The following is a 22,979-nucleotide window of genomic DNA, read 5'->3' on the forward strand; positions in this document are numbered from 1 at the left end:
ATGGATGAAAATTTAATAATGACATGGCAGAAGTGCCTTCAGTTCATGCGAGACAATCTAAATGCAGCTGAAGATAATTCTGATCTGAAAAAACTTGAAAAATCTTTCGATTTGCTATTCGACAAAGTACAGCCAATTTCTTTGGTTGACAATAATCTTACGTTGATGGTCCCGAGTGATTTTTACAAGGAATATATAGAGGATAATTACCTGTCCTTACTTTCTGCTGCCCTGAAGAAAAATATAGGAAAAGGTGTGAAACTCTGGTATTCTGTAATGGAAAACAAACCTTCCGGTTTGGAAAAACCCGTTACCATGAATATGAAAGGAAAGACGGTTCCTACTCCAAAGGTTCAAGAAACGATGCCTCAGGGCTTTTCATCCAATATTGTAAATCCTTTTGTGGTGCCGGGAATTAAGAAGATTAATATTGATTCCAACTTAAAATCTGATTTCTCTTTCGATAACTATGTGGAAGGGGAAAGCAATAAATTTGCGGCAACCGTAGCAAGATCAATCGCTAAAAGACCTGGTGCAACCGCTTTCAACCCATTGTTTTTATATGGTGGATACGGAGTCGGAAAAACCCACCTCGGACAGGCTGTAGGACTGGAAGTGAAAAGCCAGTTTCCTGATAAAGTCGTTTTATATTTATCTTCCGAAAAATTTATTCAGCAGTTTATTTCGGCTGCCAAAGCTCATAAGCAGACAGAATTTGCCAATTTTTACCAGATGGTAGACGTTCTGATCATTGACGATATTCAGTTCCTTTCGGGGAAATCTGCCACACAGGATAGTTTCTTCCATATTTTTGATTATCTGCATCAGAACGGAAAACAGATCATTCTTACGTCTGATAAGGCTCCTGCGGATATTATGGATATTCAGGACAGAATTGTTTCCCGTTTCAAGTGGGGACTTTCTGCAGAAATCAAATCTCCGGATTACAATACCCGTAAACAAATCATCGTTGATAAATTAAGCAGAGATGGTATCGTTTTAACGGATGATATGCTTGATTTCCTTGCTTCAGAAGCAAAAACGAATGTAAGAGAGCTCATTGGGGTCATCAACTCGGTGATTGCTTATTCTACCATTTATAAATCAGATCTAAGCCTTGAATTATTAAAGGATACGATCAATAAGATTGCTGCGAATCAGAAGAAAATCATCAATATTCCTTATATTCAGGAAGTGGTGTGTGATTATTTCGGGATCAAAAGAGAGCAGCTTTTATCAAAAACCAGAAAAAGAGAAATCGCTCTTCCAAGACAATTGGCCATGTATTTTGCGAAAGAACTGACCAATGCTACTTTTACTAAAATCGGTGAAGAAATGGGCGGAAAAGATCACTCTACGGTAATGTATGCCTGCGAAACCATTAAAGACGTTTCTAAGATCGACAAGGAAGTGAAAAAATATGTTAAAGAATTATCTGAAAGAATTAAACAATAAGAAATAATTTAATTTAAATATCTAAAATGGAGAATAATTTTTATTCTTCATTTTTTATTTAGTTTTGTTTAAATTTAATCCGTTATCAATATATTGCCATGAAAATATTAATGGTCTGTCTGGGAAATATCTGCAGAAGTCCTCTTGCCGAAGGAATAATGAAAGCTAAAGCTCCTCAGGATTTTTTTATAGATTCTGCAGGAACTATTTCTCTTCATGAAGGCAAACATCCTGACAAAAGAGCTGTAATAACCGCAGCAAATCATGGAATTGATATTTCAAAACAGCGATCCAGACCGATAACTGAAGCAGATTTTGAAAAATTTGACAAAATCTACTGTATGGATGTTGATGTATTGGCAGATGTGGTTTCAAAGACGAAAAATGAAAAACAGAGGCAGAAAGTTTCTTTATTTCTGGAAGCCATGGGCGATCATCAGAATGCTGAGGTTCCGGATCCGTATTGGGGAGAAATGAATGACTTTGAAGATGTCTTTCATTTACTGGAACGTGGCTGCGAATCAATTTTAAAAGAAATTTTACATTAAAAAAAATAAAACAATGCTTTTTTTTACTTCCTGCTTATCTTTCGGAAAACACTTCTATCACGCACTTTTCACCGGTAATAAAAGAGTATATCATGCAGACCGATTACTTTTTTTGTTGAAAATGAAAAAACGGCAAGAAAGGTTGTTAAATTTTTTGCTCCGGAAAAGAAACAATCGGACCTGAAGCTTTTTTTACTGGATAAATACACCGAAAATGCAGATATCAAAGAAGCTCAGGAGCTGATGCTGAAAGGTCAGGATTTTGGATTGCTTTCCGAAGCCGGACTTCCATGTATCGCCGATCCTGGAAACCTGATTGTGAAATGGTGTCACGAAAAAGATATCCGCGTGATCCCGATTTCAGGGCCTTCATCAATTATTCTGGCGTTGATTTCAAGTGGTTTCAACGGTCAGGAATTTACGTTCAACGGATATCTGCCCATTGATAAAGGAGAAAAGAGAAAACAAATTCTTCAGCTTGAAAATCTTGTTCAAAAGACGGGATATTCTCAGATATTCATGGAAACGCCTTACAGGAATAATCAACTTTTTGAAGATCTGACGAAATTTTTATCTCCGAATACAAAGCTTTGCATCGCCGCTAATATCAACGATCCTGAACATGAATTCATTAAAACAAAAACGATTAAGGAATGGCAAAAACAAAAACCGGAACTGCATAAAATTCCGGCGGTGTTTGTGTTGGGGAAATAGTTTTAGGTCATCGCGAGAAGCAAAGCGACGAAGCGATCTCTTATAAAAATATTATTTTTTCTTCCTATTTCTCCATTTTTTCCGGAAAATGATAACAATCGGAACCAGTAATAAGAATGGCCAAAAAGAAATAATACCGAGTAAAAATTCAACAAAACTGTTCCAGCCCTCGGTTACGGAATCACCAAAACGACTTCCGAAACCTATTTTTGAAGTAGCCGAACTTCTGATTTTTTCTTTGTAGATATTTAAATTCAAGGTGCTGTAATTCACTCGGTCATCGATAAAGCGCAGTCTCCCTTCCGCTACATCGATTTCATCTTCAAGCGCACGAATGTTTTCCTGAATTTCCAGCATATCTTTCGTTGTTTTTGCGCTTTTAAGCATATCACGGTATTTTTCGAGATAAATTTTCTTGTTGCCGAGTTTTATGGAAATATCGGTATATTCTTCTGTTACGTCATTTGATGATATATTTTTGGACAATACAGAACCGACTCCATTAGAAAAAGAATTAATTAAAGTATCAAAATTCTGATGAGGAACTCTTATGACAATATCTAAATTTTCGTCAACATCCGTATTCTGGAAATCTTCCTTCTGAATATATGCCTTATTCTTTTTGAGGATCGAACTAATCTGCTGCTGAGCTTTTTTGATATCGCCCACCTGGATTCTCATGTCACCGTTTTTAATGATCTTTTTGGAGATCGTATTAATTTGTAAAGATGGATTTTGTGGGCTACTTTCCGGGCTGGGAATCTCCTTTGCTACAACACTTGACGGTGGTGGCGGATCAACCGTAGCTACTTTATCTTCCTGGATGATATCAACCATATCTGCATTGACTGCCTGTGTTTCATTCTTTTTACAATGGATTAATAATAAACAAAACAGAGGTATAAGTAATTTTCTCATGAATAGAAGTTTTTATTGAATCAACATCAAAAATTGTACTGAAAAGTTAATATTACCAATAATCATCTTTAATTTCGCTGCTTTTTATTTGATTTTTAAAATCAAGTTGAAATAATTTTATATTTTTAGTCAATGAAAAAAAGTCTTTTAGCTGTTATTTTCTTTCCGTTATTAACGTTTGCCCAGGAAATTCCGAAACTTACGGATGACATGGCCGTAAAATTATCTGAGAAACCACTTCACTGTATCAATCAGGAATATCCGAATAAAACAGCGCATATCATTAACAATGCTAATGAAGTTTCCTTAAGCCCAAAAGCACTTCATCCCGCTTTTTATGGATGTTTCGACTGGCACAGTTCGGTACACGGTCACTGGATGCTGGTTCGCATACTGAAAACAAAGCCAAACCTTGCAATTGCCAAAGACATCGAAAACATTCTCGACCATTCCTTTACAAAAGAAAATCTGCAGGCCGAAGCAGATTATTTTACAAAATATCAGCTGACAGGAACTTTCGAGCGTACCTACGGTTGGGCTTGGTTATTAAAACTGGATGAAGAGTTGGCTGGCTGGGATTCCCCGAAAGCCAAAACCTGGCATCAGAACCTCAAACCTTTGATGGATAAAATTTTAATTGCCTGGAAAACCTATCTGCCTAAACAGACTTATCCGAACAGAACGGGAGTTCACCCAAACACAGCATTTGCAATGTCTTTTGCTATTGATTGGGCCAGGACAACAGGCAATAACGATTTTGAAAAACAACTGATCGAAAAGGCAAAATATTTTTATTTAAAAGATGAAAAAACTCCGGCTTATCTGGAACCTGATGGTTCAGATTTTTTCTCGCCGAGTCTTGAAATTGCAGATTTGATGAGAAGAGTTCTTCCTCAAAAAGAATTTGTACAGTGGCTGAACAGGTTTTATGAAAAGCGCAGCCTGGAAAATATTGAAAAGATTCCGGTTGTGAGTGATCTGAGTGATTATCAAACCGTTCATCTGGGGGGGGCTTTCCTTCTCTAAAGCGTGGTGTATGAAGGGGATTGCCAAATCACTCCCAGATCATCATCCATTGAAAAAAGAATTTCAGAAAACCTCAGCAGTTTTCCTTAATAACGGACTTCCATTATTATTTCAGGGAAATTACGGTGGAGATCACTGGCTTGCCAGCTTTGCAGTATATGCATTGGAAGATTAATCCGAAAAGCAATTCTTTTCATTAATTCATCCCTGAAAGAGTTTATTTCTCATCATGTAAAATAATATATTCCCATGGCTCCATATTAAGAATCATTGTATCCGGAACATTTTGCTGCTTTCCGGTGAAAAGGTTTGTGTAGACACCGGTATCAAACGATGTATCACACTGTACCATTACAGATTCATTACTGAGATTCATGAAGGTGAGAACTTTATCGCCCTCTTTTTCGCGTACAAATGAAATCACCTGGTCCATCCTGTCATTGATGATCCTTACCATTTCACCACCATATTTGCCGTTCCAAAGCGCTTTGTTTTGGTGCTTTAATTTGAAAAGAACGGTGTAAAGCTCTTCGTTTTCATGAGATTTCCAGTCAATCGGATCTTTCTCGAAAAACTCTAAAGACCTGTCAAGACCTGCTTCCTGACCACTGTAAATGAGTGGCATTCCATCCATCATTACTGTAAAAACGGTTGCCGCTTTCAGGGCATCTCCGAAATTGCTGTACTGATTGCCCTCCCATGAATTTTTATCATGATTATCAATAAAATTTAAACGGATGCCTTCTTTAGGAAAGATAGATACATGCTCCGCAAGATACGCTTCAGTAAGGGTTTTTACGCTTCTTTCATTCAGGGCGATCTGGTGCAGGATGTTCCAGAGTGTCCAGTTGTAGGTAGCGTCAAATGCTTTCCGGTGAAGCTCACGGTCTTCGGCTTCCGCAAGCATGAATACAGGTTTTATAACATCAAGCTCAGTTCTGGCATTTTCCCAGAAATCAATAGGAATAAAACTTGCGATATCGCATCGGTAGCCATCGATATCAAATTCCCGGATCCAGTATTTCAGGGCTTCCGTCATATATTTCCGAAGTTCAGGATATTGGTAATCCAGTTCGATGATATCGTCATAGTCTCTCCAGCGTGTCGACTGAAATGTATTTTTTCTGGATTTACGGTACCATTCCGGATGCTCATCCACCAGAGGATTATCCCAGCTGGTATGGTTGGCAACCCAGTCCAGAATGACGTACATTCCTTCTCGGTGGATAGCATTTACCAGGCTTCTGAAATCATCCTGTGTACCAAATTCAGGATTTACTTTCAAATAATCTTTCACCGAATAATAACTTCCCATGCTTCCTTTACGGTGCAATTCTCCGATAGGCTGTACCGGCATCAGCCATATAATATCAATTCCCATTTTTTTTAGCCTTGGAAGCTGTTGCTCAATGGCCTTAAAAGTTCCTTTGTCTGAGAACTGTCGGATATTTAGCTCGTAAACCGTTGCATTTTTGGCCCATTCCGGGAGTGTGATTTTCACATATTGTTCCGGAAGGTACGGAAATTCAGTGTTTTGCTTCATAATTGTAATTAAAGATAAAGAGAAATATAATCATGAGCATGAAAGAAATAAATGTACCATAATTGATTTCATTAAATAATAAAGAGTTAAATTCTGTAAAGTCTAGTCTTACAATGCAGTGCAGGACTTGTTTCTGTTTTTTGTGGTATTTAAATATTCATGAATTAAAATTTAAGGTTTAATTTTTGCAAACATTAAATAAAGGCTCTTGCCATCTGTAAGAAACCAATCACTTAAAAATAATATATGATTCCAAAAAAAATACACTATTGCTGGTTTGGAGGCCAGGCAAAACACGAACTTGCGGAACACTGTATTGCATCATGGAAGAAAATTCATCCCGATTATGAGATTATAGAATGGAATGAAAGCAATTCTCCCCTGGAAGATAATCAATATGTAAAAGAAGCTTTTGAACAGAAAAAATGGGCCTTCGTATCCGACTATGTACGATCTAAGGTGATGTATGAACATGGCGGCATTTATATGGATACCGATATGGAACTGAAGTTGCCGCTGGATGAATTTCTTAATGAAACAGCCGTTTGTGGCTTTGAAGTAAAAGGCGTTCCATATTCTGCATTCTGGATGGCTGAGCCTAAACATAAACTGGCCGCGGATTTTGTGGATTATTATGAGCGTCAGAAAGGTTTTGAAGAACGCATTAATACCGATATTTTCTCTGAAATGCTTGAAAAAGAATATGGGGCAGACCGCTACAGCGACACTATACAGAAGCTCAGACATGACGTTACCTTATATCCCTCGGTATATTTCTCGCAGGATCTTCCGAAAAATTATGTAAGCCATCATTTTAACGGTTCCTGGTTTGGGGGCGATGAAGAAAATACCCATAAAAAAATGGTGAATACATACGGGATTTTAGAGCAGCTGATTAACCAGCCCGATGCGAAAAAATCAATAGAAAATATCCTCAATAAACATAAGATCATCGATATCAATACAGTACTCGATCTGTTTCCTGAAGAAAGTATCCATGGCTATCTTAAAGGCAAAAAAACAGAAAACCAGTCTGTATAAGCAACATCATTTAATCACAATTAATTTAAAATAAAGGCTCTGAAGTTATTGTTTCGGAGCTTCTTTTATATATATTAAAATTTAATACCTGATTCCCAGCTTTTTCAGAATGAAACTTAACAGCCAGATTGGTCCGATAAGGAGAAATTGCAGATCTTTCAGGAAAGATGGTTTTTTACCCTCAATTTTATGTCCTACAAATTGTAAGATCCAGGTGATAATGAAAATAGAAAGATAAACCATCCAGGAATTTCCCCTGAAGCGAATATTGATTCCGTACGCAAAACTTTCCATGATTACCATGATGATGAGCATTACGATGCTGATAAGCACAGAAAGTCTCATATAAAATAAGGTAACTAAAGCCATTGCAACAAGGCTTACATAGCTGATACAGCCAATGTAGATAAAGCATATGGATTTCGAGGGAATAAGTGAAATAAAACCAAGAATTGTCCAGAAAATTAAGGGAACACAGATCCAGTGAATCAGTTTGTTCGTAGAATTTCTGTGACTCTCACTATATTCTGCAAAGAGCAAATCAATTTTTCTCATAGTTATAAATTGGGAATCACTAAAATAATAAATTTTTGTAATCACTCAACAGATTGCTTACATTTGTGTTATGTCTGTCTTAGAAAAATTCGGAGTTGAGATTTTTACGCAACATAATATTTTCGAGAGAATTGCTGTCGACAAACCTTTCCGTCCCGATAATCCTGCATTTATCTTTATTAAAACAGGAACCATTAAACTAAAGCAGTCTTTCCGTGATCTGGAGCTTTCGGCCAATATGTTCATGGTAACAGATCCGGAGACCGTTTATGAAATGATTTCCATCAGTGACGATTTCCAGTCGAGAATGGTTTCCTATAAAAGAGAATTTATCTCAGCATTATCATTAAAATTCAACAGATTAATAACGTACAGGTATTTCCGCCAGCAGATGAACATTGGTGTTCCCTTTCATGCAGATGAAATGGAAGTCGTATGGAAAAGCGTTAATTTTTTAAAATATATCCTCGATTCTGAAACAGAGATGACCTACAAAAAAGAAATTGTAGAACATCTTTTTTTCTGTATTCTGCTATCAGATGGCCGGAATCATTTCTAAAGAAGACAGCAATGCCATGAATCAGATGTCGAGACAGGAAGAAATTGTATTTGTTTTTCTTAATGATGTGGCGAAATATCATAACAAAGAAAGAAATGTCGAGTACTATGCCGCACGTCAGTCGATTACAACCAGACATCTTTCGTCGGTGATCAAGTCTGTTACTGGTAAGCCGGCCAGTGAGATCATTGCTTTAATTGTCATCAATGAAGCGAAGGTACTGCTGAATTCTTCAAATAAGCCTGTTTCGGAGATTTCCGGAATGCTTGGTTTCAGTGATCAGTATTCTTTTTCTCACTTTTTTAAAAAACATTTAGGCGAAAGTCCTACGCAGTACAGGAATCAGTTCGAAAACTAAAATCCTACATTTGAACATCTTTTTCCAAAATTCAAACATTTGTTTGAGTTTCTTCGTGCCATAACTTTGCATTCGTAAAACAAGGTAAAATGGTACAGAATATAAAAACAGCGCTGTCATTTATGACAGCAGTCTTTCCTGCGCTGTTTTTTTCACAGGAAATAAAACAGATGACAGCGAATGAAGTGGCAGAACTTGCCCTTCAGAATCATCAGCAGCTGAAAGTTTCGGCGCAGAATATAGATATTGCGAAACAGAATACCAATGTCGTAAAACTTCAGAAACTTCCCAATATTACTGCTTCTACAAGCCAGTTTTATCTAGGTGATGCGGTGGCTATAGATAAAGATTTTTCCCAGTCCACAAACGTTCCGATGCCTCATTATGGGAGCACGTATGGTGTTCAGGCGACGCAGTTGATTTTCAAAGGCGGACTCGTCAATAAATCTATTGAGCTGGCCGGGCTTCGTGAGCAGCTTTCTGAATTAGATCTGGAAAAGAACAAACAGGATGTAAAGTTTCTGGTTATCTCCAACTATCTCGATGTTTATAAAATTTTAAATCAGCAGGAGGTTTTTCAGAGCAATAAAAAACTAGCACAGGAGCGTCTTAAAAACATTCAGAAATTCTATCAGCAGGGAATGGTCACCCGAAATGAAGTGATTCGTGGTGAGCTGGCTATTAAAAATTTAGATCAGGGAATTCTGACATTAATCAACAATAGAAAAATACTTAATTATAATCTGAATATCGCCCTCGGGTTGCCTTCAGATACAGAAATTGTTCCGGTTGAAAGTCTTGGGAACAAAGAATCCGGAATCGGAATAGATTATTACCTGAATCTTGCCCACGACAACAATCCTTTGCTGAAATCTGCACAAACCAATGTTAATGTTGCTGATAAGAATATTGAAATTATTAAAACGGATAAGATGCCTACGGTTTCAGGTTTCGGAGGATATACTTTACAAAGGCCTATCACGACGAGAAATCCTGTAATCGATGTGTATTCGGGAGGGTGGCAGACAGGAATTTCACTGAGTTATAACATCGACAATTTATACAAAACCAAAGAACGGGTAAAGTTGGGTGAGCTTCAGAAAAACCAGGCGAGTGATGCTGTAACCCTGATTCAGCAGAATGTGGATATGGCCGTGAATGCCGCTTATATCAAATATCAGGAATCGATTCAGCAGGCGGAAATTCTTAATGATGCTAAACAACTGGCAGAAGAAAACTACAAAATTACTGAAGCCAAATATCTGAATCAGCTGGCGGTACAGGCAGAAATGATCGATGCACAGAATCAGAAATTACAGTCAGAATTAGATTATGCCAATGCAGAGATCAACATGCTGTATCAATATTACAATCTTCTGAAATCTACGGGAACATTATAATTTTTAAAAGGTAAATAAACAATGGAAAGCAAGGAACAAAATATACAGAATGCATCTTCTGCTCAGGTACAAGGGACTGCTGCAGCGAAGAAAAAACAAAATAAAAAGAACAGAATAAGAGCCATTATCTCCAATACCATCGTCTTCCTGGTGATTGGTTTCGGGTTATTCTGGCTGGTGCGCGAATATTATCATGTGGGCGATAAAACCTATACAGAAGCAGCACAGGTGGAAGAATTCATCAATCCCATCAACACAAGGGTTTCAGCTTATATAAAAGAGATAAAATTCATAGAACATCAAAAGGTTAAAAAAGGAGATACTTTGGTAATCCTTGATGACCGCGAAATTCTTACCCAGCTGGGTCAGGCAGAGGCCGCTTACCAGAATGCCCTTGCCCAGAGAACAGCTACCAGTTCTTCCGTAAATACGGTATCCAATAATGTCAGTGTGATGGAATCCAATATTGCCGGTGCAAAAGCAAGGCTGTGGAATGCTGAACAGAATCTTAACCGTTATAAAAACCTGTTGGCTTCCGAAGCGGTGACAAGACAGCAGTACGATCAGGTGAAAACCGAATATGAAGCCCAGAAAGCTGCTTATGAAACCTTAATTAACCAAAAACAGTCTGCAAACCTCTCTACTACCGAAGTGAAAAGCAAACTGGGAATCAATGATGCGGAGATTAAAAGAACAAAAGCAGCTTTAGATATGACAAAGATCAATCTATCCTACACCGTGATCACAGCACCGTATGACGGAGTAATGGGTCGCAGAACGATCTCTGAAGGTCAGCTCATCCAGCCGGGACAGCAGGTTGCCACCATTGTGTTAAACGGACAGAAATGGGTAACTGCCAATTTCCTTGAAAGCCAAATGCCGGATGTGAAGATCGGCGAAAAGCTGATGATGACCGTAGATGCATTGGGCGGACAAAAGTTTGAAGGGGTTGTAACGGCTATTTCTGCCGCAACAGGCTCAAGATATTCCAGTGTTCCAACAGATAACTCTACCGGTAACTTTATCAAAGTTCAGCAGAGAATTCCGGTAAGAATAGAATTTACCGAATCTAACAATAAAACTGATCTCAATAAGCTAAGTGCAGGGATGAATGTGAATGTAAATATTAAATAATAGTCAATTGTCAAATGTGAATGGTCAATTTTAAATTCACAATTGACCATTCACTATTCACAATAGAGATATCATGTACAACAAAGGACTATACAACGACTGGGTTCCCAAACCTATACAACTTCTTCTCATTGTATTGCTGCTTGCCGTAGTGATGCCATTGGGAGGGGTGTACACGGGAAACATTAGTTATCTTGTCAGTGGCACAGGTGCTATGACCGAATATTTCATGTGGGCGAATTATGCTACTACGATCGGTATGGGCGCCTGTATGCCCATCGTTCTCAGAATGAAAATGAGATTTAAAGTCAGAGATAAAATGGTGGTTTTGCTGGTCCTGTTGGGATTATTAAGCTACCTGAATTCCACGACGTTTGACCCTATGATCTTTGTGTTCAGCTCTCTGGTTATCGGGTTTTTAAAAATGATGGTGACAATTGAGCTTTTTCTCCCATTGATGGCGATGATCGGAAATAGAGGAGTATTTTACGGCGCATTTTACACCTTTGTGCTGGTTTTGAATCAGATAGTTGCTTATTACGCGGTCGATATTTCCATCCGTTACAACTGGCAGCATTTCTACATCATGGCGGCGGTAGGATGTTTCATTCTGGCTCTTCTGCACTGGGTTTTTATGCATGATAAATATTTTGCCTTAAAAGTTCCTCTGCATTATATAGACTGGCTCAGTGTTTTGCTCTTTGTGTCTACCTTTATGTTTTCGGCTTATGTTTTTTCGTTTGGAAAACAACAGGACTGGCTCAATTCAGATAAGATCATCAATGCCGGAATTGCTGCATTCATCAGTTTTGCATTGCTTGCCATACGACAGCTGACGTTAAAGAGACCTTATTTATCTTTTAAAATTTTCACTAAAAATAATGTGCAGCACGGGCTGTTCATGCTCTTATGTCTGGGAATGTTTTTAGGGACAACCTCTATTCAGAATACTTTTGCAGTAGGAGTTTTAGGATACGACCAACTTACAAATGCCCGGCTGAATCTCTTAATGATTCCCGGACTGATACTGGCAGGTATGACGGCCATCTTCTGGTTTAAAAAAGAGATCCCGCTGAAAATATTCATTTTTTCCGGTTTTGCAGCGATGCTGGGTTATGCGATTGTGATGTATTTTTCAATGGTATTGGAATTCAGCTATGATTACTGGTATCTTCCGATGTTCCTGAAAGGATACGGAATGGGAGCGCTCTTCATCTCAGTATGGTTTTATACCCTGGACAAACTTGAAATGGATGATATGTTGGCGGCCATCGGCCTGGTGCTGGTATGGAGAACGTTTCTCGCCGTTGGTGTTTTTTCAGCACTGTATTCCTGGTTTCAGTATCGTTTTCAGGTAGTGGCTGTCGGTGATCTTGCTGTGTATATGGATGGAATGACGGTGACGCCGCAGAATGCCGCGGCCAATATGAAGCTCATTCAGCTGAATGCAATAATTGTCGCCTCCAAAAAGATATTCGGATATATTATCCTTGCCGGCCTCGGTATTCTGATCTATGTTTTTACCCATCATTTTGGAAAAGAACGTTTCGAATACGTACGATTTATCAGGATGCTCACCGGAAAATCGGTCATTGCCAGAAGAAGACTCCGCGAGAGAAAAAAACTTCTCGAAGAAATAAAAGATGCAGCAGGTCCTGCGCTATAACGATACCTTGTTTTTCATTTACTTAGTCAAAGCTTCATTTTATGTTATAGAATGGAGCTTTGCGTTTTTTGATAGGCTTATCTTTCAAAAGAGGTTTTTGGGCGAATTCGCTATTGCTTGTCAATGCGGTGTTGACTGTACTGTAGTGGATGTGTTGACCGTACTGTCAAGGATGTGTTGACCGCCCGATGCATGAGGAGTTGACAGGTCGAGATGAACTGCCCGTACGGAGCAAGATGATTGTGTCGAGGCTAACACGATGCTTGTGACGTACCTTGCATGATGCTTGCAAGCTACCTTGCATGGTACTTGTGACGTACGATGTAATCATCTTGCAAAAAAGAGGATGGTTTAAGAGTTTTAGGGTATGAGTGTGAGAGTGTTTCAGATTGGTAGTGCCTTGGTGGCTTCGAGTAACCTCAGCCACCCAGGTTTTATGATTCGCTATCATTTGCTGAGCAAAGCGCCTTTGCGTTCGAAAGAATATGCATAAAACTATAGACTTTTGCAAACATAGCGTTAATAACTACAAGAGATTCTTCATTTCGCTTTGCTACAGCAAACGTTTCTTGCGGACATAGCGTTAATAACTTAATAGTACCCGGAAAATACATCAAAAACAGCTATCTTTACAGCCATAATTAGCACTATGAAAGACCTTATGGGAAAGGCGATCTGGGATTATTACCATCAGGAAAATCCTCAGGATCTGCAGACTGAAACTTCAATTTCCGAACTGGATGAACTTCCAGTAGAATATCTCTTCCGTGATTTTGAAGAAATGAATGAAATCGAGCAGAAAGCTTTGATACTGGCTCAGGGAAAAGTCCTTGATATCGGAGCGGGAGCGGGTTCGCATTCTCTGTATCTTCAGAATGAAAGAAGCCTAGATGTTACGGCCCTTGATATTTCGCCAAAATCTATTGAGGTGTGCCGGTTACGGGGAATCCGGAAAGCAGTTTGTGGAAATATGCTTCAGTTTTCGGATGAAACCTATGATACGATCCTTTTATTGATGAACGGAACCGGGATTTTTCAAAGCCTTAAAGTAATTGATATTTACCTTAAAAAATTGCACTCCCTTCTGAATGAAAACGGACAGATCCTGATCGACAGTACGGATATTCTCTATATGTTCGACCGCGATGAAGATGGCGGTGTCTATATTCCGGCAGAAGGATATTATGGCGAACTCGATTATATTGTTCACTACAAAGGTGAATCTGAAGACCCGATCAAATGGCTGTATCTGGATTTTAATACTTTGAAAAATGCTGCTGAAAATAATGGTTTTGCAATAGAGAAAATTTTAAAGGATGAAGATTCTTATTTGGCGAGGCTGACGAAAAAATAAGCAGGTCTCACACGGTTTAAATTCCCAGGCTTTAGAAATCTCTGATGAGCCTGAAAACCGAGAGCACCGGATATGCTGAAAACCATCCTTTAAAGTTGATAAGCATTATTATAAGCATCATGATGGCTAAAATAACAGGAAGAAACAGCGGCTTTGGCCTGTAAGGTAATTTTTTGGGCATGAAGAGGACTGATGTCACCAGTAAGATGATTGCCCCAGCGCAATAATTCCCATTTCAGGACCGTATCGGGAAGAGTGATAGGTTGTATTAAAGATGGTTGATAAAAGATAAGTCTGTAGAAAGAAATACCCGATGCCCGTCAATAAGGTGAAAGCAGCAGCAGCATATTTTCTGACTGTCAGCAGATTCAGGCATAATAGAATAGATCCGGGAATAGTAGTGAATACTATCGTAATAATGAATATTGTTGTCCTGGAGTAAAGCTTTATGGCATTGGGATCTTCTGTGATATGGTCCTTCCAGGTCTCTTTTTCTTCATTTACCCTGTTTTGTTCATCCTGTCTTTTAGCCCGGATCATTTCATAGACGGTTGCTTTTTCAGATTCACTGAAAAGGTGACCTCTTTCCTGGAGGACTTCAAGAGCGGCCTCCACGGCTTCCGGGGTAAACCGGTTCCCTGCGACAAGATATTTCTTGAGCTCACTATCCGGTAATTTTCGAAGTACATTTTTGCTTACCATAACAAAAAAAGGGCACCGAAATGCCCATTTATATACTTTATTTAAATTTTAACCAATCTCAATACCGTTTTCTACACTGCTGTCATCCGGAGTTACAAAGGATAACTTACCATCCGATTTCGTTGTTAATAATAACATTCCCTGAGATTCGATTCCTCTGATTTTTCTTGGCGCCAGATTTAATAAGATCATCACCTGCTTCCCGATCACTTCTTCCGGAGTAAAGCTTTCTGCAATCCCTGAAACTACAGTTCTTACATCAACACCGGTGTCAACCGTCAGTTTTAATAATTTATCTGCTTTTTCCACTTTTTCAGCTTCTACAATAGTAGCTGTTCTCAAGTCAATCTTTGTAAAATCATCAAAAGTGATTTCTTCTTTCATAGGGTTGGCGTTAGGGTTTGTTTTCTTATTGTTTTGTTTTGTGTTTTCCAGCTTTTGGATCTGGGCTTCAATAACATCATCTTCGATCTTAGAGAAAAGAAGAGATGATTCATTGATTTTATGACCTGTTTCTATCAATACAGATTTTGTTTCAATATCAGTCCAGCTTTGTTTTTCAACATTAAACATATTCAGTAACTTCTCAGAACTGAAAGGCATAAAAGGCTCGCACAACTGTGCTAAAGCAACGGCAATCTGTGCGCCGACAAATAATGAATGCGCCGCTTTTTCAGGATTGTCTTTAATGGTTTTCCAAGGCTCTTCAGTCTGTAAATACTGGTTTCCGAAACGGGCAAGATTCATTAAGGCTGTTAAAGAGTTTCTGAATTCATAGTTCTCTAAAAACCCTGCAATTTCTTTTGCTGACTTATTGATTTCCTGTAGTTCAGGAGCGTTCACATCACCTTGCGGAACAATGCCGTCGTAATATTTATGAATCAGCACGGCAACTCTGTTGATGAAGTTTCCAAAAATTCCTACCAATTCAGAGTTATTCTTGGTCTGGAAATCTTTCCATGTAAAATTATTGTCCTTAGTTTCCGGAGCCGATGAAAGAAGCGCATACCTTAAAACATCCTGTTGTCCCGGGAAATCTTCTACATATTCGTGCGCCCAAACCGCCCAGTTCCTTGAGGTCGAAATTTTATCGTTTTCAAGATTCAGGAATTCAAAAGCAGGAACATTTGCCGGCATAATGTAATCTCCGTGAGCCTTCATCATACTTGGGAAAATAATACAGTGGAACACAATATTATCCTTTCCGATGAAGTGAACCAGATCAGATTCTTCACTTTGCCAGTAGTCTTTCCAGTCTTTTCCGTTTTTCTCTGCCCATTCTTTGGTGAAAGAAATATAGCCGATCGGCGCATCAAACCATACATATAATACTTTTCCTTCAGCACCAGGAAGCGGAACCGGGACACCCCAGTTGAGATCTCTTGTCATAGCGCGCGGTTTCAGTCCGTCATTCAGCCATGATTTTACCTGTCCGTACACATTGGGTTTCCAATCGTCTTTATGACCTTCGATGATCCATTCGTTAAGGAAATCTTCGTATTCATTTAATGGGAGATACCAGTTTTTTGTTTCTTTTAAAATAGGAACATTTCCGCTAAGCATTGATTTTGGATTGATCAATTCGGATGGGGAAAGGGTAGACCCGCATCGCTCGCACTGATCTCCGTAGGCGTTTTCGTTGCCACAGTTAGGGCATGTTCCGACAATATACCGGTCTGCAAGGAATTCTCCTGCCTGCTCATCAAAATACTGCTCAGATACTTCTTCCGTGAACTTCCCTTTTTCATAAAGAACCTTAAAGAAATCCTGACTTGTTTCGTAATGTTTTTTAGAAGTTGTTCTGGAATATTCATCAAATGAAATCCCTAAATCTGAGAAAGATTTCTTAATGATTTCATGGTATTTATCAACAATATCCTGTGGGGTAACTCCTTCTTTTTTAGCTCTTATGGTAATAGGAATTCCGTGTTCATCCGAACCACAGATAAACGCTACCTCTTTTCCTGATCTTCTCTGAAATCTTGCGTAAACATCCGCAGGAATATATACCCCTGCCAAATGTCCTATATGAACCGGTCCGTTTGCATAAGGCAAAGCTGCCGTAATCATCTTTCTGTTCGACATTTATAGTAAAGTTTTATGTGCAAAGATAACGAATATCTGCGGAATACCGTAAGTCTTCTTTTTAAACGGTTTTAAAGTCTATCAGGACAGTCGGATATTACATTTAGTTAAACAAATGTTTAACTTTTTGTTAAATTTAAAATAGTGCTATGTGATGCATATTTTAGTTTAAATAACTGACAGTTAAATGTATGCATTAAAATGTTCGTTTAATTTACATAATTTTAATAAAATTTTTTAAAATTTATGATAATTATTAAATTTTTTTAAATTGCAGCAGGCTCTGGCCTTGTACGATAAAAAAGAAACTATATAAAAATAATATTGTGAAAAATTTTACAACGGTATTAAAAATTGCGCCTGCATTTTTATTGGCAAGTACAATAATTCATGCGCAAACAAGCGACTCTGCTACGAAAGAGAAAAAAATAGAAGAGGTTGTTCTGATTGGCTATGGGAAACAGAAGAAGACGGATCTTACGGGGTCGATAACTTCTGTTACTGCTAAAGATTTTAATGGAGGAGCTACAACTGCTGATCAATTGATTGTTGGTAAAACACCAGGGGTACAAGTTACTGGAAATGGAGGAGCTCCCGGATCAGGATCTACAATCAGGGTGAGAGGTAGTTCTTCTTTCCAATATAATGATCCTCTAATAGTTATTGATGGGGTTCCTTTAGAAACGAATAGTTTAGCAGGAGCAACAAATCCATTATCATTAATTAATCCAAATGATATCGAAACTTTTGATATTCTTAAAGATGCTTCTGCTACTGCCATTTATGGTAACAGAGCAACTAATGGGGTTATATTAATTACAACCAAAAAAGGAACGGCGGGAAAATTCAGGGTAAATTTTAATACCAATTTTTCTGTCTCAACTAAAATGGGGAATACAGATGTTATGAATGCAGATCAATTCAGAAGTTTTGTAAATACCTATGGTACAACACAGCAAAAATCTTATTTGGGAAATGCTAATACAAATTGGCAAGACCAAATTTATCAACAGGCTTTAGGTACTGATAATAATGTGTCTTTCTCTGGAGGAATTAAAGGTTTACCTTATAGATTATCTTTAGGATATAATGAACAGAATGGTATTGTTAAAACTAATGAATTTAGAAGAACTTCTTTGGGATTAAATCTATCGCCAAAGTTTTTTGACAACCATTTATCAATTAATGCAAATTTAAAAGGAACATTTACGGAAAACAGATTCCCTGATGGAGGAGCGATAGGTGCTGCTATTTATTTTGACCCGACACAACCGATATATTCTGGTAATTCTAATTATGGAGGATATTATGAGTGGTTGGATCCTGCAAACACAGCTACCGGACTAAATGTAAATGGAACAAGAAACCCTCTTGGTCTACTATACAGTAAAAGAGATCTATCATCTGTTTTCAGAATCATTCCAAGTTTACAAGTAGACTATAAGCTTCATTTTTTACCAGATTTAAGATTAGTAGCAAATGTTTCTTATGATTATGCAAAAAGTGACGGTTCTACGGCTGTGGCTGCGAATTATGCACAAGGTATTGGCACTTTAGGATCTTATCGTTCATATTCGCAGGAAGCTAAAGGTAAATTATTGGAAACATATTTTAATTATGTTAAAAAAATAGACGCTATAGCTACCAATATTGATATTATTGGAGGTTACTCTTATCAGGATAAACATGAAATAACTCCAGTAGCACCAACTTATTATGGGAATGGTCAAAAAACCGATTTTTCGACTGCGGGAGATAACCAAAGAACGATGCAGTCATACTATGCAAGAGGTATTTTTACTATAGCCAATAGATATATTATTAACGGATCAATCAGAAGAGATGGGTCATCTACTTTCTGGAACGGTACAGATAAAAATAACTTATGGGGTAATTTCTCGGGCGTATCCGTTGCATGGAAAATTAATGAAGAAAGTTTCTTGAAGAATGTAAAACTTATTAATTCTTTAAAATTAAGAGCAGGTTGGGGACAAACTGGGCAACAAGAAACAGGAGGTTTTTACACCGCTTTTGGTTCATATTCATATAGTAATAGCAGTACTTCACAGTATCAGCTTGGTGATACTTTTTACACGTTGCTAAGACCAGATATTTATAACCCAAATTTAAGATGGGAAACTACTACTGCAAAAAACATAGGATTAGATTTTGGAATTTTGAATAATAGAATCAACGGTTCGGTAGATTTGTTTGCAAAAAGAACGGATGATAACAGCTTGATTGCGAATGTACCGACATGGGCAGGAGGTCTTAATAACTTTGTTACGAAAAATGTAGGCGTAATTGATAATAAAGGAATTGAATTTAATCTGAATATTATACCTGTAAAAAATGAGAATTTAACATGGGACGTTAATTTTAACTTCAGTAAGGCAAACCCTAAAATTATTAGCTTCTCACAATATGTTGATTCTTCGTATAGATTTCAGACATCATCATCAAATATTACAGGAATTAATAACTATATAGAATGGAATTCTGTAGGATATGCACCCAACTCTTTCTTTGTCTACCAGCAAGTTTATGATAGTAATGGAAAAGCTCTTGAAGGAGTATATGTAGATAGAAACACAGATGGAAAAATTGATGATTCTGATAAATATTTTTATAAATCGCCTAACCCAAGCGCAATTTTAGGTTTTTCTACTAAGATATCTTACAAAAAATGGGATTTTGGAACTACACTTAGGGCTATCTTAGGAAACTATGTCTATAATAATTCAGCTTCTAACAGTTCAATTGCGAATATTCAAAATAATAATTTCTTGAGTAATACTAATGTAAGTGTTTTAAATACACAATTTGCAACTACCCAGTTATTTTCTGATATGTTTGTTGAAAATGCTTCATTTTTAAGGATGGATAATTTGACAGTTGGTTATAATGTTGGAGAATTTATGGGGAAAGGAACTAATTTAAGAATAAATGCTATGGCACAAAATGTCTTTGTAATCACTAAATATAAAGGTATTGATCCAGAGATTTTTAATGGTGTAGATAATGGATTTTATCAAAGACCTAAAGTTTATTCATTAGGATTTAACTTTCAATTTTAATTAACATGAAAAATAAATATTTATACAAAAAAATAATTATAGGATCTATTGTGTTGGGAACTGTAATTTCAGCAGGCTCGTGCTCACAAGATCTGGAAAGAGAACCAAGTTTAGGACTTACTTCCTCTGTATTATATAAAGACTTTAATAACTATAAACCTGCTTTAGCAAAAATCTATGCTGGGCTGGCTATTGGAGGACAAGGAGATCAGAATAATGGAGATGCAAATACTGATATTGGAGGTATTGATGGTGGATTTTCCAATTATCTTCGTCAAATGTATAGTATGCAGGTCTTAACAACTGATGAAGCTGTTATCGCTTGGGCAGATTCTGGTCTACCAGAAATGCATAGAATGACTTGGGATGCTTCGAACCCTTTTATAACAGCGATATATTACAGAATCTATAGTGTAATTGCTATAAGTAATGAATTTATTAAAAACACTACAGATGAAAAACTTTCCACAAACGGCATTACAGGAAATAATCTGACTGAGGCAAAATATATGCGTGCCGAAGCGCGTTTTTTGAGAGCACAATCTTACTATCACGCATTAGATTTATTTGGAAACGTTCCTAATGTAATAGAAACTACAGATATTATTAATAATCCTCCACCAAGAATTACGAGAGCAGAATTATTCAAGTATGTAGAAGCTGAACTTTTGGCTTGTGCCAATGATCTTAAAGATGCAAGAACTAATGAGTATGGAAGAGCAGATAAAGCGGCAGCTTGGGCTTTATTAGCAAGATTGTATTTAAATGCACAAGTTTACACAGGTACAGGAAGATATACAGATTGTATTACGTATTGTAACAAAATTATAAGTGCTGGTTATTCTCTGAAATCAAATTATGGATCATTATTTATGGCTGATAATAATGTAAGTAACCCTGAAGTTATTCTATCTGTAAACTACGATGGTACAAGTACAAAAACTTATGGTGGTTCAACTTTCATGGTACATGCTGCTGTTGGAGGATCTATGCCTGCTTCTGATTTTGGAATAAATGGAGGCTGGGGTGGTCTTAGAACTACAAAATCTTTTGTTAATCTATTTGCAGGTTCTCCAAGTGATCAAAGAGGGAATTTTTATACGACTGGTCAGAATTTAGAAATTAACAATGTAGCAACTTTTACAGACGGTTACGCATTTATCAAATATAAAAATATAAAATATTCTAATGGAGCACCTGGGTCAGATACCTCTGGTAATTTCGTAGACGCAGATATTCCTTTGTATCGTTTAGCTGATATTTATTTAATGTACGGGGAAGCTGTTACAAGAGGGGGATCGGGAGGAAATGTTACTACTGCATTAGGGTATGTGAATGCCTTGAGAACAAGAGCAGGAGGTAATACGGTTACATCAATTAATACCGATTTTTTCTTAGATGAAAGAGCAAGAGAAATGTCTTGGGAAGGAACAAGAAGAACGGACTTAATTCGTTATGGTAAATTTACGACAGGCTCTTATCTATGGCCTTGGAAAGGGGGCGTGAAAGATGGTAAAGCTGTTGAAGACTACAGAAATCTATTTCCTTTGCCAGCTAATGAGATTGTAGCAAATCCTAATTTGGTTCAAAATCCTGGCTATTAATAAAAAAACACTATTAAAATGAAACATGTATTTAAAATATTCACACTTTTTGTGGTAGCTTTTTTAATAGCTTCTTGTGATAAAGATGAAGATCAGGCTGTTTTACAAAATCCGTCAGCATCTAATCTAAAAGCAGATAAAACTACTTTAGTTTTAATTAAAGATAATGAAGCTCAAACTGCCATTACTTTTGATTGGAGTGCTCCTGATTATGGAGTAAGTGTTGCTCAAAAGAATCAATTACAAATTTCTTTAAAGGGAACAAATTTCGCCAGCCCCAAAAATATAGATTTAGCAGATGGGGCTAAAAAAGTTAGCTATACCGTTGCTGATTTTAATAATATGATGTTAGATGCAGGCCTTGCTCCCAATGTTGCTACTGATATAGAAGTAAGATTATCTTCTAAATTAGGTAGTTATAATCCTGTTAATTCTAATGTTTTAACGATCAATGTTCAGCCTTATATGACCGCTTATCCATCATTTTATATAGTAGGTGATGCATCAGCTGTAGGCTGGGATGCGGCGACATCACAATTACTATACAAAAAAGATAATCTTTCAACAATCTATACGTATTTAGAAAATGGAAAAACATTTAGATTTTTGGGACAACAAGATTGGGGACCAACAAATTATAGCCTTGATGCTGCGGGAATGAACGCAGGGAACAAATATTTTAAAACTTGGTCAACAAACTTAGCGGCCTCAACTCCTGAAAATATCCAGTTTAATGGGACAACAGGAATGTATAAGGTTCTTATTGATGCAGATGCAACTGTAAAATCCATCACTGTTTCAGCTTCATCTGTTAATACTTGGAATCCTGCTAATGTATATTTAGTAGGAACTGTCAATGGATGGAATGCAGGAACGGCAATTCCAATGACAAGCTTAGGAAATGGTAAGTTTGAATATACTGTAGCACTTCCGGCTGCTTCTGAATTTAAATTTTTAGGACAACAAAGCTGGGGAGATTTGGATTGGGGAAATATTACAGCTGATGGGAATACTGGATATTTAGGACCAAAAGGAAGTAACGGGAATATTAAATTTGATGGAACAGGAGGTAGTTATAAAATTTCTATCGATGTAAAAATGGGAACTTACAAAATCCAGCCATTATAATATTAATTTAAGTTGAATAATATAGCAAAGTGTTGCTTTTCGGCAGCACTTTCTTTATTTTTAAAGTTTATAAATGATCATTATGAAGAAAATTACAATTGGGGCATTATTG

Annotated in this window: 19 protein-coding genes and 1 pseudogene; 15 read left to right on the forward strand and 5 right to left on the reverse strand. The window is 37.3% G+C overall.

Features of this window, described 5'->3' with window-relative positions; genetic code table 11:
- From dnaA to AAHI02_RS00015, 3 genes and pseudogenes are all read left to right on the forward strand, one after another.
- Complete coding sequence (gene dnaA, locus AAHI02_RS00005; RefSeq protein ID WP_346984848.1) at positions 1 to 1,455, forward strand: chromosomal replication initiator protein DnaA; 1,455 nt, start codon at positions 1 to 3, stop codon at positions 1,453 to 1,455.
- Between the two features lie 98 nt (positions 1,456 to 1,553).
- Entirely contained in the window at positions 1,554 to 2,003 is a 450-nt protein-coding gene (locus AAHI02_RS00010; RefSeq protein ID WP_346984849.1) for a low molecular weight protein-tyrosine-phosphatase, read from the forward strand.
- A 5-nt stretch (positions 2,004 to 2,008) separates the two neighbouring features.
- A pseudogene (locus AAHI02_RS00015) lies at positions 2,009 to 2,717 on the forward strand (SAM-dependent methyltransferase).
- Between the two features lie 51 nt (positions 2,718 to 2,768).
- Here AAHI02_RS00015 and AAHI02_RS00020 read toward each other — a convergent pair.
- Positions 2,769 to 3,635 carry a DUF4349 domain-containing protein gene (locus tag AAHI02_RS00020; RefSeq protein WP_346984850.1) on the reverse strand — a complete coding sequence of 289 codons (867 nt, stop codon included), beginning with the start codon at positions 3,633 to 3,635 and terminating at the stop codon, positions 2,769 to 2,771.
- Between the two features lie 132 nt (positions 3,636 to 3,767).
- Between AAHI02_RS00020 and AAHI02_RS00025 the strand changes: the two genes are divergently transcribed.
- Both AAHI02_RS00025 and AAHI02_RS00030 read left to right on the forward strand, forming a co-directional pair.
- Positions 3,768 to 4,661 carry a DUF2891 domain-containing protein gene (locus tag AAHI02_RS00025; protein WP_346984851.1) on the forward strand — a complete coding sequence of 298 codons (894 nt, stop codon included), beginning with the start codon at positions 3,768 to 3,770 and terminating at the stop codon, positions 4,659 to 4,661.
- A gap of 10 nt (positions 4,662 to 4,671) precedes the next feature.
- Complete coding sequence (locus AAHI02_RS00030; RefSeq protein ID WP_346984852.1) at positions 4,672 to 4,836, forward strand: DUF2891 family protein; 165 nt, start codon at positions 4,672 to 4,674, stop codon at positions 4,834 to 4,836.
- A 42-nt stretch (positions 4,837 to 4,878) separates the two neighbouring features.
- Here AAHI02_RS00030 and AAHI02_RS00035 read toward each other — a convergent pair whose 3' ends face one another.
- Entirely contained in the window at positions 4,879 to 6,204 is a 1,326-nt protein-coding gene (locus AAHI02_RS00035; RefSeq protein WP_346984853.1) for an alpha-amylase family glycosyl hydrolase, read from the reverse strand.
- Between the two features lie 246 nt (positions 6,205 to 6,450).
- Here AAHI02_RS00035 and AAHI02_RS00040 point away from each other — a divergent pair, with 246 nt between their 5' ends.
- Complete coding sequence (locus AAHI02_RS00040; protein ID WP_346984854.1) at positions 6,451 to 7,245, forward strand: glycosyltransferase; 795 nt, start codon at positions 6,451 to 6,453, stop codon at positions 7,243 to 7,245.
- Positions 7,246 to 7,326: 81 nt separating this feature from the next.
- On the opposite strand, the gene AAHI02_RS00045 is transcribed toward AAHI02_RS00040, so the two are convergent.
- Entirely contained in the window at positions 7,327 to 7,800 is a 474-nt protein-coding gene (locus AAHI02_RS00045; protein ID WP_346984855.1) for an Mpo1-like protein, read from the reverse strand.
- Between the two features lie 70 nt (positions 7,801 to 7,870).
- On the opposite strand from AAHI02_RS00045, the gene AAHI02_RS00050 reads away from it, so the two are divergent.
- From AAHI02_RS00050 to AAHI02_RS00075, 6 genes are all read left to right on the forward strand, one after another.
- On the forward strand, positions 7,871 to 8,359 hold the full coding sequence (locus tag AAHI02_RS00050; RefSeq protein WP_346984856.1) for a hypothetical protein: 489 nt from the start codon (positions 7,871 to 7,873) through the stop codon (positions 8,357 to 8,359).
- Positions 8,340 to 8,717, forward strand: coding sequence for a helix-turn-helix domain-containing protein (locus AAHI02_RS00055; protein WP_346984857.1), 378 nt, complete (start codon positions 8,340 to 8,342; stop codon positions 8,715 to 8,717). The genes AAHI02_RS00050 and AAHI02_RS00055 overlap by 20 nt, the downstream gene beginning before the upstream one ends.
- A gap of 89 nt (positions 8,718 to 8,806) precedes the next feature.
- Positions 8,807 to 10,117, forward strand: a complete 1,311-nt coding sequence (locus tag AAHI02_RS00060) for a TolC family protein (protein WP_346984858.1) — start codon at positions 8,807 to 8,809, stop codon at positions 10,115 to 10,117.
- A 21-nt stretch (positions 10,118 to 10,138) separates the two neighbouring features.
- The gene (locus AAHI02_RS00065) at positions 10,139 to 11,251 is read left to right on the forward strand and encodes an HlyD family secretion protein (RefSeq protein ID WP_346984859.1); all 1,113 of its coding nucleotides are present in this window, start codon (positions 10,139 to 10,141) and stop codon (positions 11,249 to 11,251) included.
- Between the two features lie 73 nt (positions 11,252 to 11,324).
- Positions 11,325 to 12,917: an MFS transporter gene (locus tag AAHI02_RS00070; RefSeq protein WP_346984860.1), complete on the forward strand. Its 1,593-nt coding sequence runs from the start codon at positions 11,325 to 11,327 to the stop codon at positions 12,915 to 12,917.
- 649 nt (positions 12,918 to 13,566) lie between these two features.
- On the forward strand, positions 13,567 to 14,271 hold the full coding sequence (locus tag AAHI02_RS00075; protein ID WP_346984861.1) for a class I SAM-dependent methyltransferase: 705 nt from the start codon (positions 13,567 to 13,569) through the stop codon (positions 14,269 to 14,271).
- Positions 14,272 to 14,466: 195 nt separating this feature from the next.
- Here AAHI02_RS00075 and AAHI02_RS00080 read toward each other — a convergent pair whose 3' ends face one another.
- Both AAHI02_RS00080 and metG read right to left on the reverse strand, forming a co-directional pair.
- A complete protein-coding gene (locus AAHI02_RS00080; protein ID WP_346984862.1) occupies positions 14,467 to 14,973 on the reverse strand; it encodes a hypothetical protein in 507 nt (168 codons plus the stop codon).
- A 48-nt stretch (positions 14,974 to 15,021) separates the two neighbouring features.
- A complete protein-coding gene (gene metG / locus AAHI02_RS00085) occupies positions 15,022 to 17,058 on the reverse strand; it encodes a methionine--tRNA ligase (protein ID WP_346984863.1) in 2,037 nt (678 codons plus the stop codon).
- Positions 17,059 to 17,384: 326 nt separating this feature from the next.
- On the opposite strand from metG, the gene AAHI02_RS00090 reads away from it, so the two are divergent.
- Genes AAHI02_RS00090 through AAHI02_RS00100 form a run of 3 tightly spaced genes read left to right on the forward strand, consistent with a single transcriptional unit; the run spans position 17,385 to position 22,867 of the window.
- Positions 17,385 to 20,135, forward strand: coding sequence for a SusC/RagA family TonB-linked outer membrane protein (locus AAHI02_RS00090; protein WP_346984864.1), 2,751 nt, complete (start codon positions 17,385 to 17,387; stop codon positions 20,133 to 20,135).
- 5 nt (positions 20,136 to 20,140) lie between these two features.
- On the forward strand, positions 20,141 to 21,739 hold the full coding sequence (locus AAHI02_RS00095) for a RagB/SusD family nutrient uptake outer membrane protein (RefSeq protein ID WP_346984865.1): 1,599 nt from the start codon (positions 20,141 to 20,143) through the stop codon (positions 21,737 to 21,739).
- A gap of 18 nt (positions 21,740 to 21,757) precedes the next feature.
- A complete protein-coding gene (locus AAHI02_RS00100; RefSeq protein ID WP_346984866.1) occupies positions 21,758 to 22,867 on the forward strand; it encodes a SusE domain-containing protein in 1,110 nt (369 codons plus the stop codon).
- Positions 22,868 to 22,979: the final 112 nt, after the last annotated feature.

Origin of the sequence: Chryseobacterium sp. POE27 (assembly GCF_039727685.1) — a bacterium.
Taxonomy (GTDB): Bacteria; Bacteroidota; Bacteroidia; order Flavobacteriales; family Weeksellaceae; genus Chryseobacterium.

Coding starts and splice junctions, on each gene's coding strand:
- dnaA (WP_346984848.1), top strand. CDS start 1: ATGGATGAAAATTTAATAATGACATGGCAGAAGTGCCTTCAGTTCATG.
- AAHI02_RS00010 (WP_346984849.1), top strand. CDS start 1,554: ATGAAAATATTAATGGTCTGTCTGGGAAATATCTGCAGAAGTCCTCTT.
- AAHI02_RS00020 (WP_346984850.1), bottom strand. CDS start 3,635: ATGAGAAAATTACTTATACCTCTGTTTTGTTTATTATTAATCCATTGT.
- AAHI02_RS00025 (WP_346984851.1), top strand. CDS start 3,768: ATGAAAAAAAGTCTTTTAGCTGTTATTTTCTTTCCGTTATTAACGTTT.
- AAHI02_RS00030 (WP_346984852.1), top strand. CDS start 4,672: ATGAAGGGGATTGCCAAATCACTCCCAGATCATCATCCATTGAAAAAA.
- AAHI02_RS00035 (WP_346984853.1), bottom strand. CDS start 6,204: ATGAAGCAAAACACTGAATTTCCGTACCTTCCGGAACAATATGTGAAA.
- AAHI02_RS00040 (WP_346984854.1), top strand. CDS start 6,451: ATGATTCCAAAAAAAATACACTATTGCTGGTTTGGAGGCCAGGCAAAA.
- AAHI02_RS00045 (WP_346984855.1), bottom strand. CDS start 7,800: ATGAGAAAAATTGATTTGCTCTTTGCAGAATATAGTGAGAGTCACAGA.
- AAHI02_RS00050 (WP_346984856.1), top strand. CDS start 7,871: ATGTCTGTCTTAGAAAAATTCGGAGTTGAGATTTTTACGCAACATAAT.
- AAHI02_RS00055 (WP_346984857.1), top strand. CDS start 8,340: ATGGCCGGAATCATTTCTAAAGAAGACAGCAATGCCATGAATCAGATG.
- AAHI02_RS00060 (WP_346984858.1), top strand. CDS start 8,807: ATGGTACAGAATATAAAAACAGCGCTGTCATTTATGACAGCAGTCTTT.
- AAHI02_RS00065 (WP_346984859.1), top strand. CDS start 10,139: ATGGAAAGCAAGGAACAAAATATACAGAATGCATCTTCTGCTCAGGTA.
- AAHI02_RS00070 (WP_346984860.1), top strand. CDS start 11,325: ATGTACAACAAAGGACTATACAACGACTGGGTTCCCAAACCTATACAA.
- AAHI02_RS00075 (WP_346984861.1), top strand. CDS start 13,567: ATGAAAGACCTTATGGGAAAGGCGATCTGGGATTATTACCATCAGGAA.
- AAHI02_RS00080 (WP_346984862.1), bottom strand. CDS start 14,973: ATGGTAAGCAAAAATGTACTTCGAAAATTACCGGATAGTGAGCTCAAG.
- metG (WP_346984863.1), bottom strand. CDS start 17,058: ATGTCGAACAGAAAGATGATTACGGCAGCTTTGCCTTATGCAAACGGA.
- AAHI02_RS00095 (WP_346984865.1), top strand. CDS start 20,141: ATGAAAAATAAATATTTATACAAAAAAATAATTATAGGATCTATTGTG.
- AAHI02_RS00100 (WP_346984866.1), top strand. CDS start 21,758: ATGAAACATGTATTTAAAATATTCACACTTTTTGTGGTAGCTTTTTTA.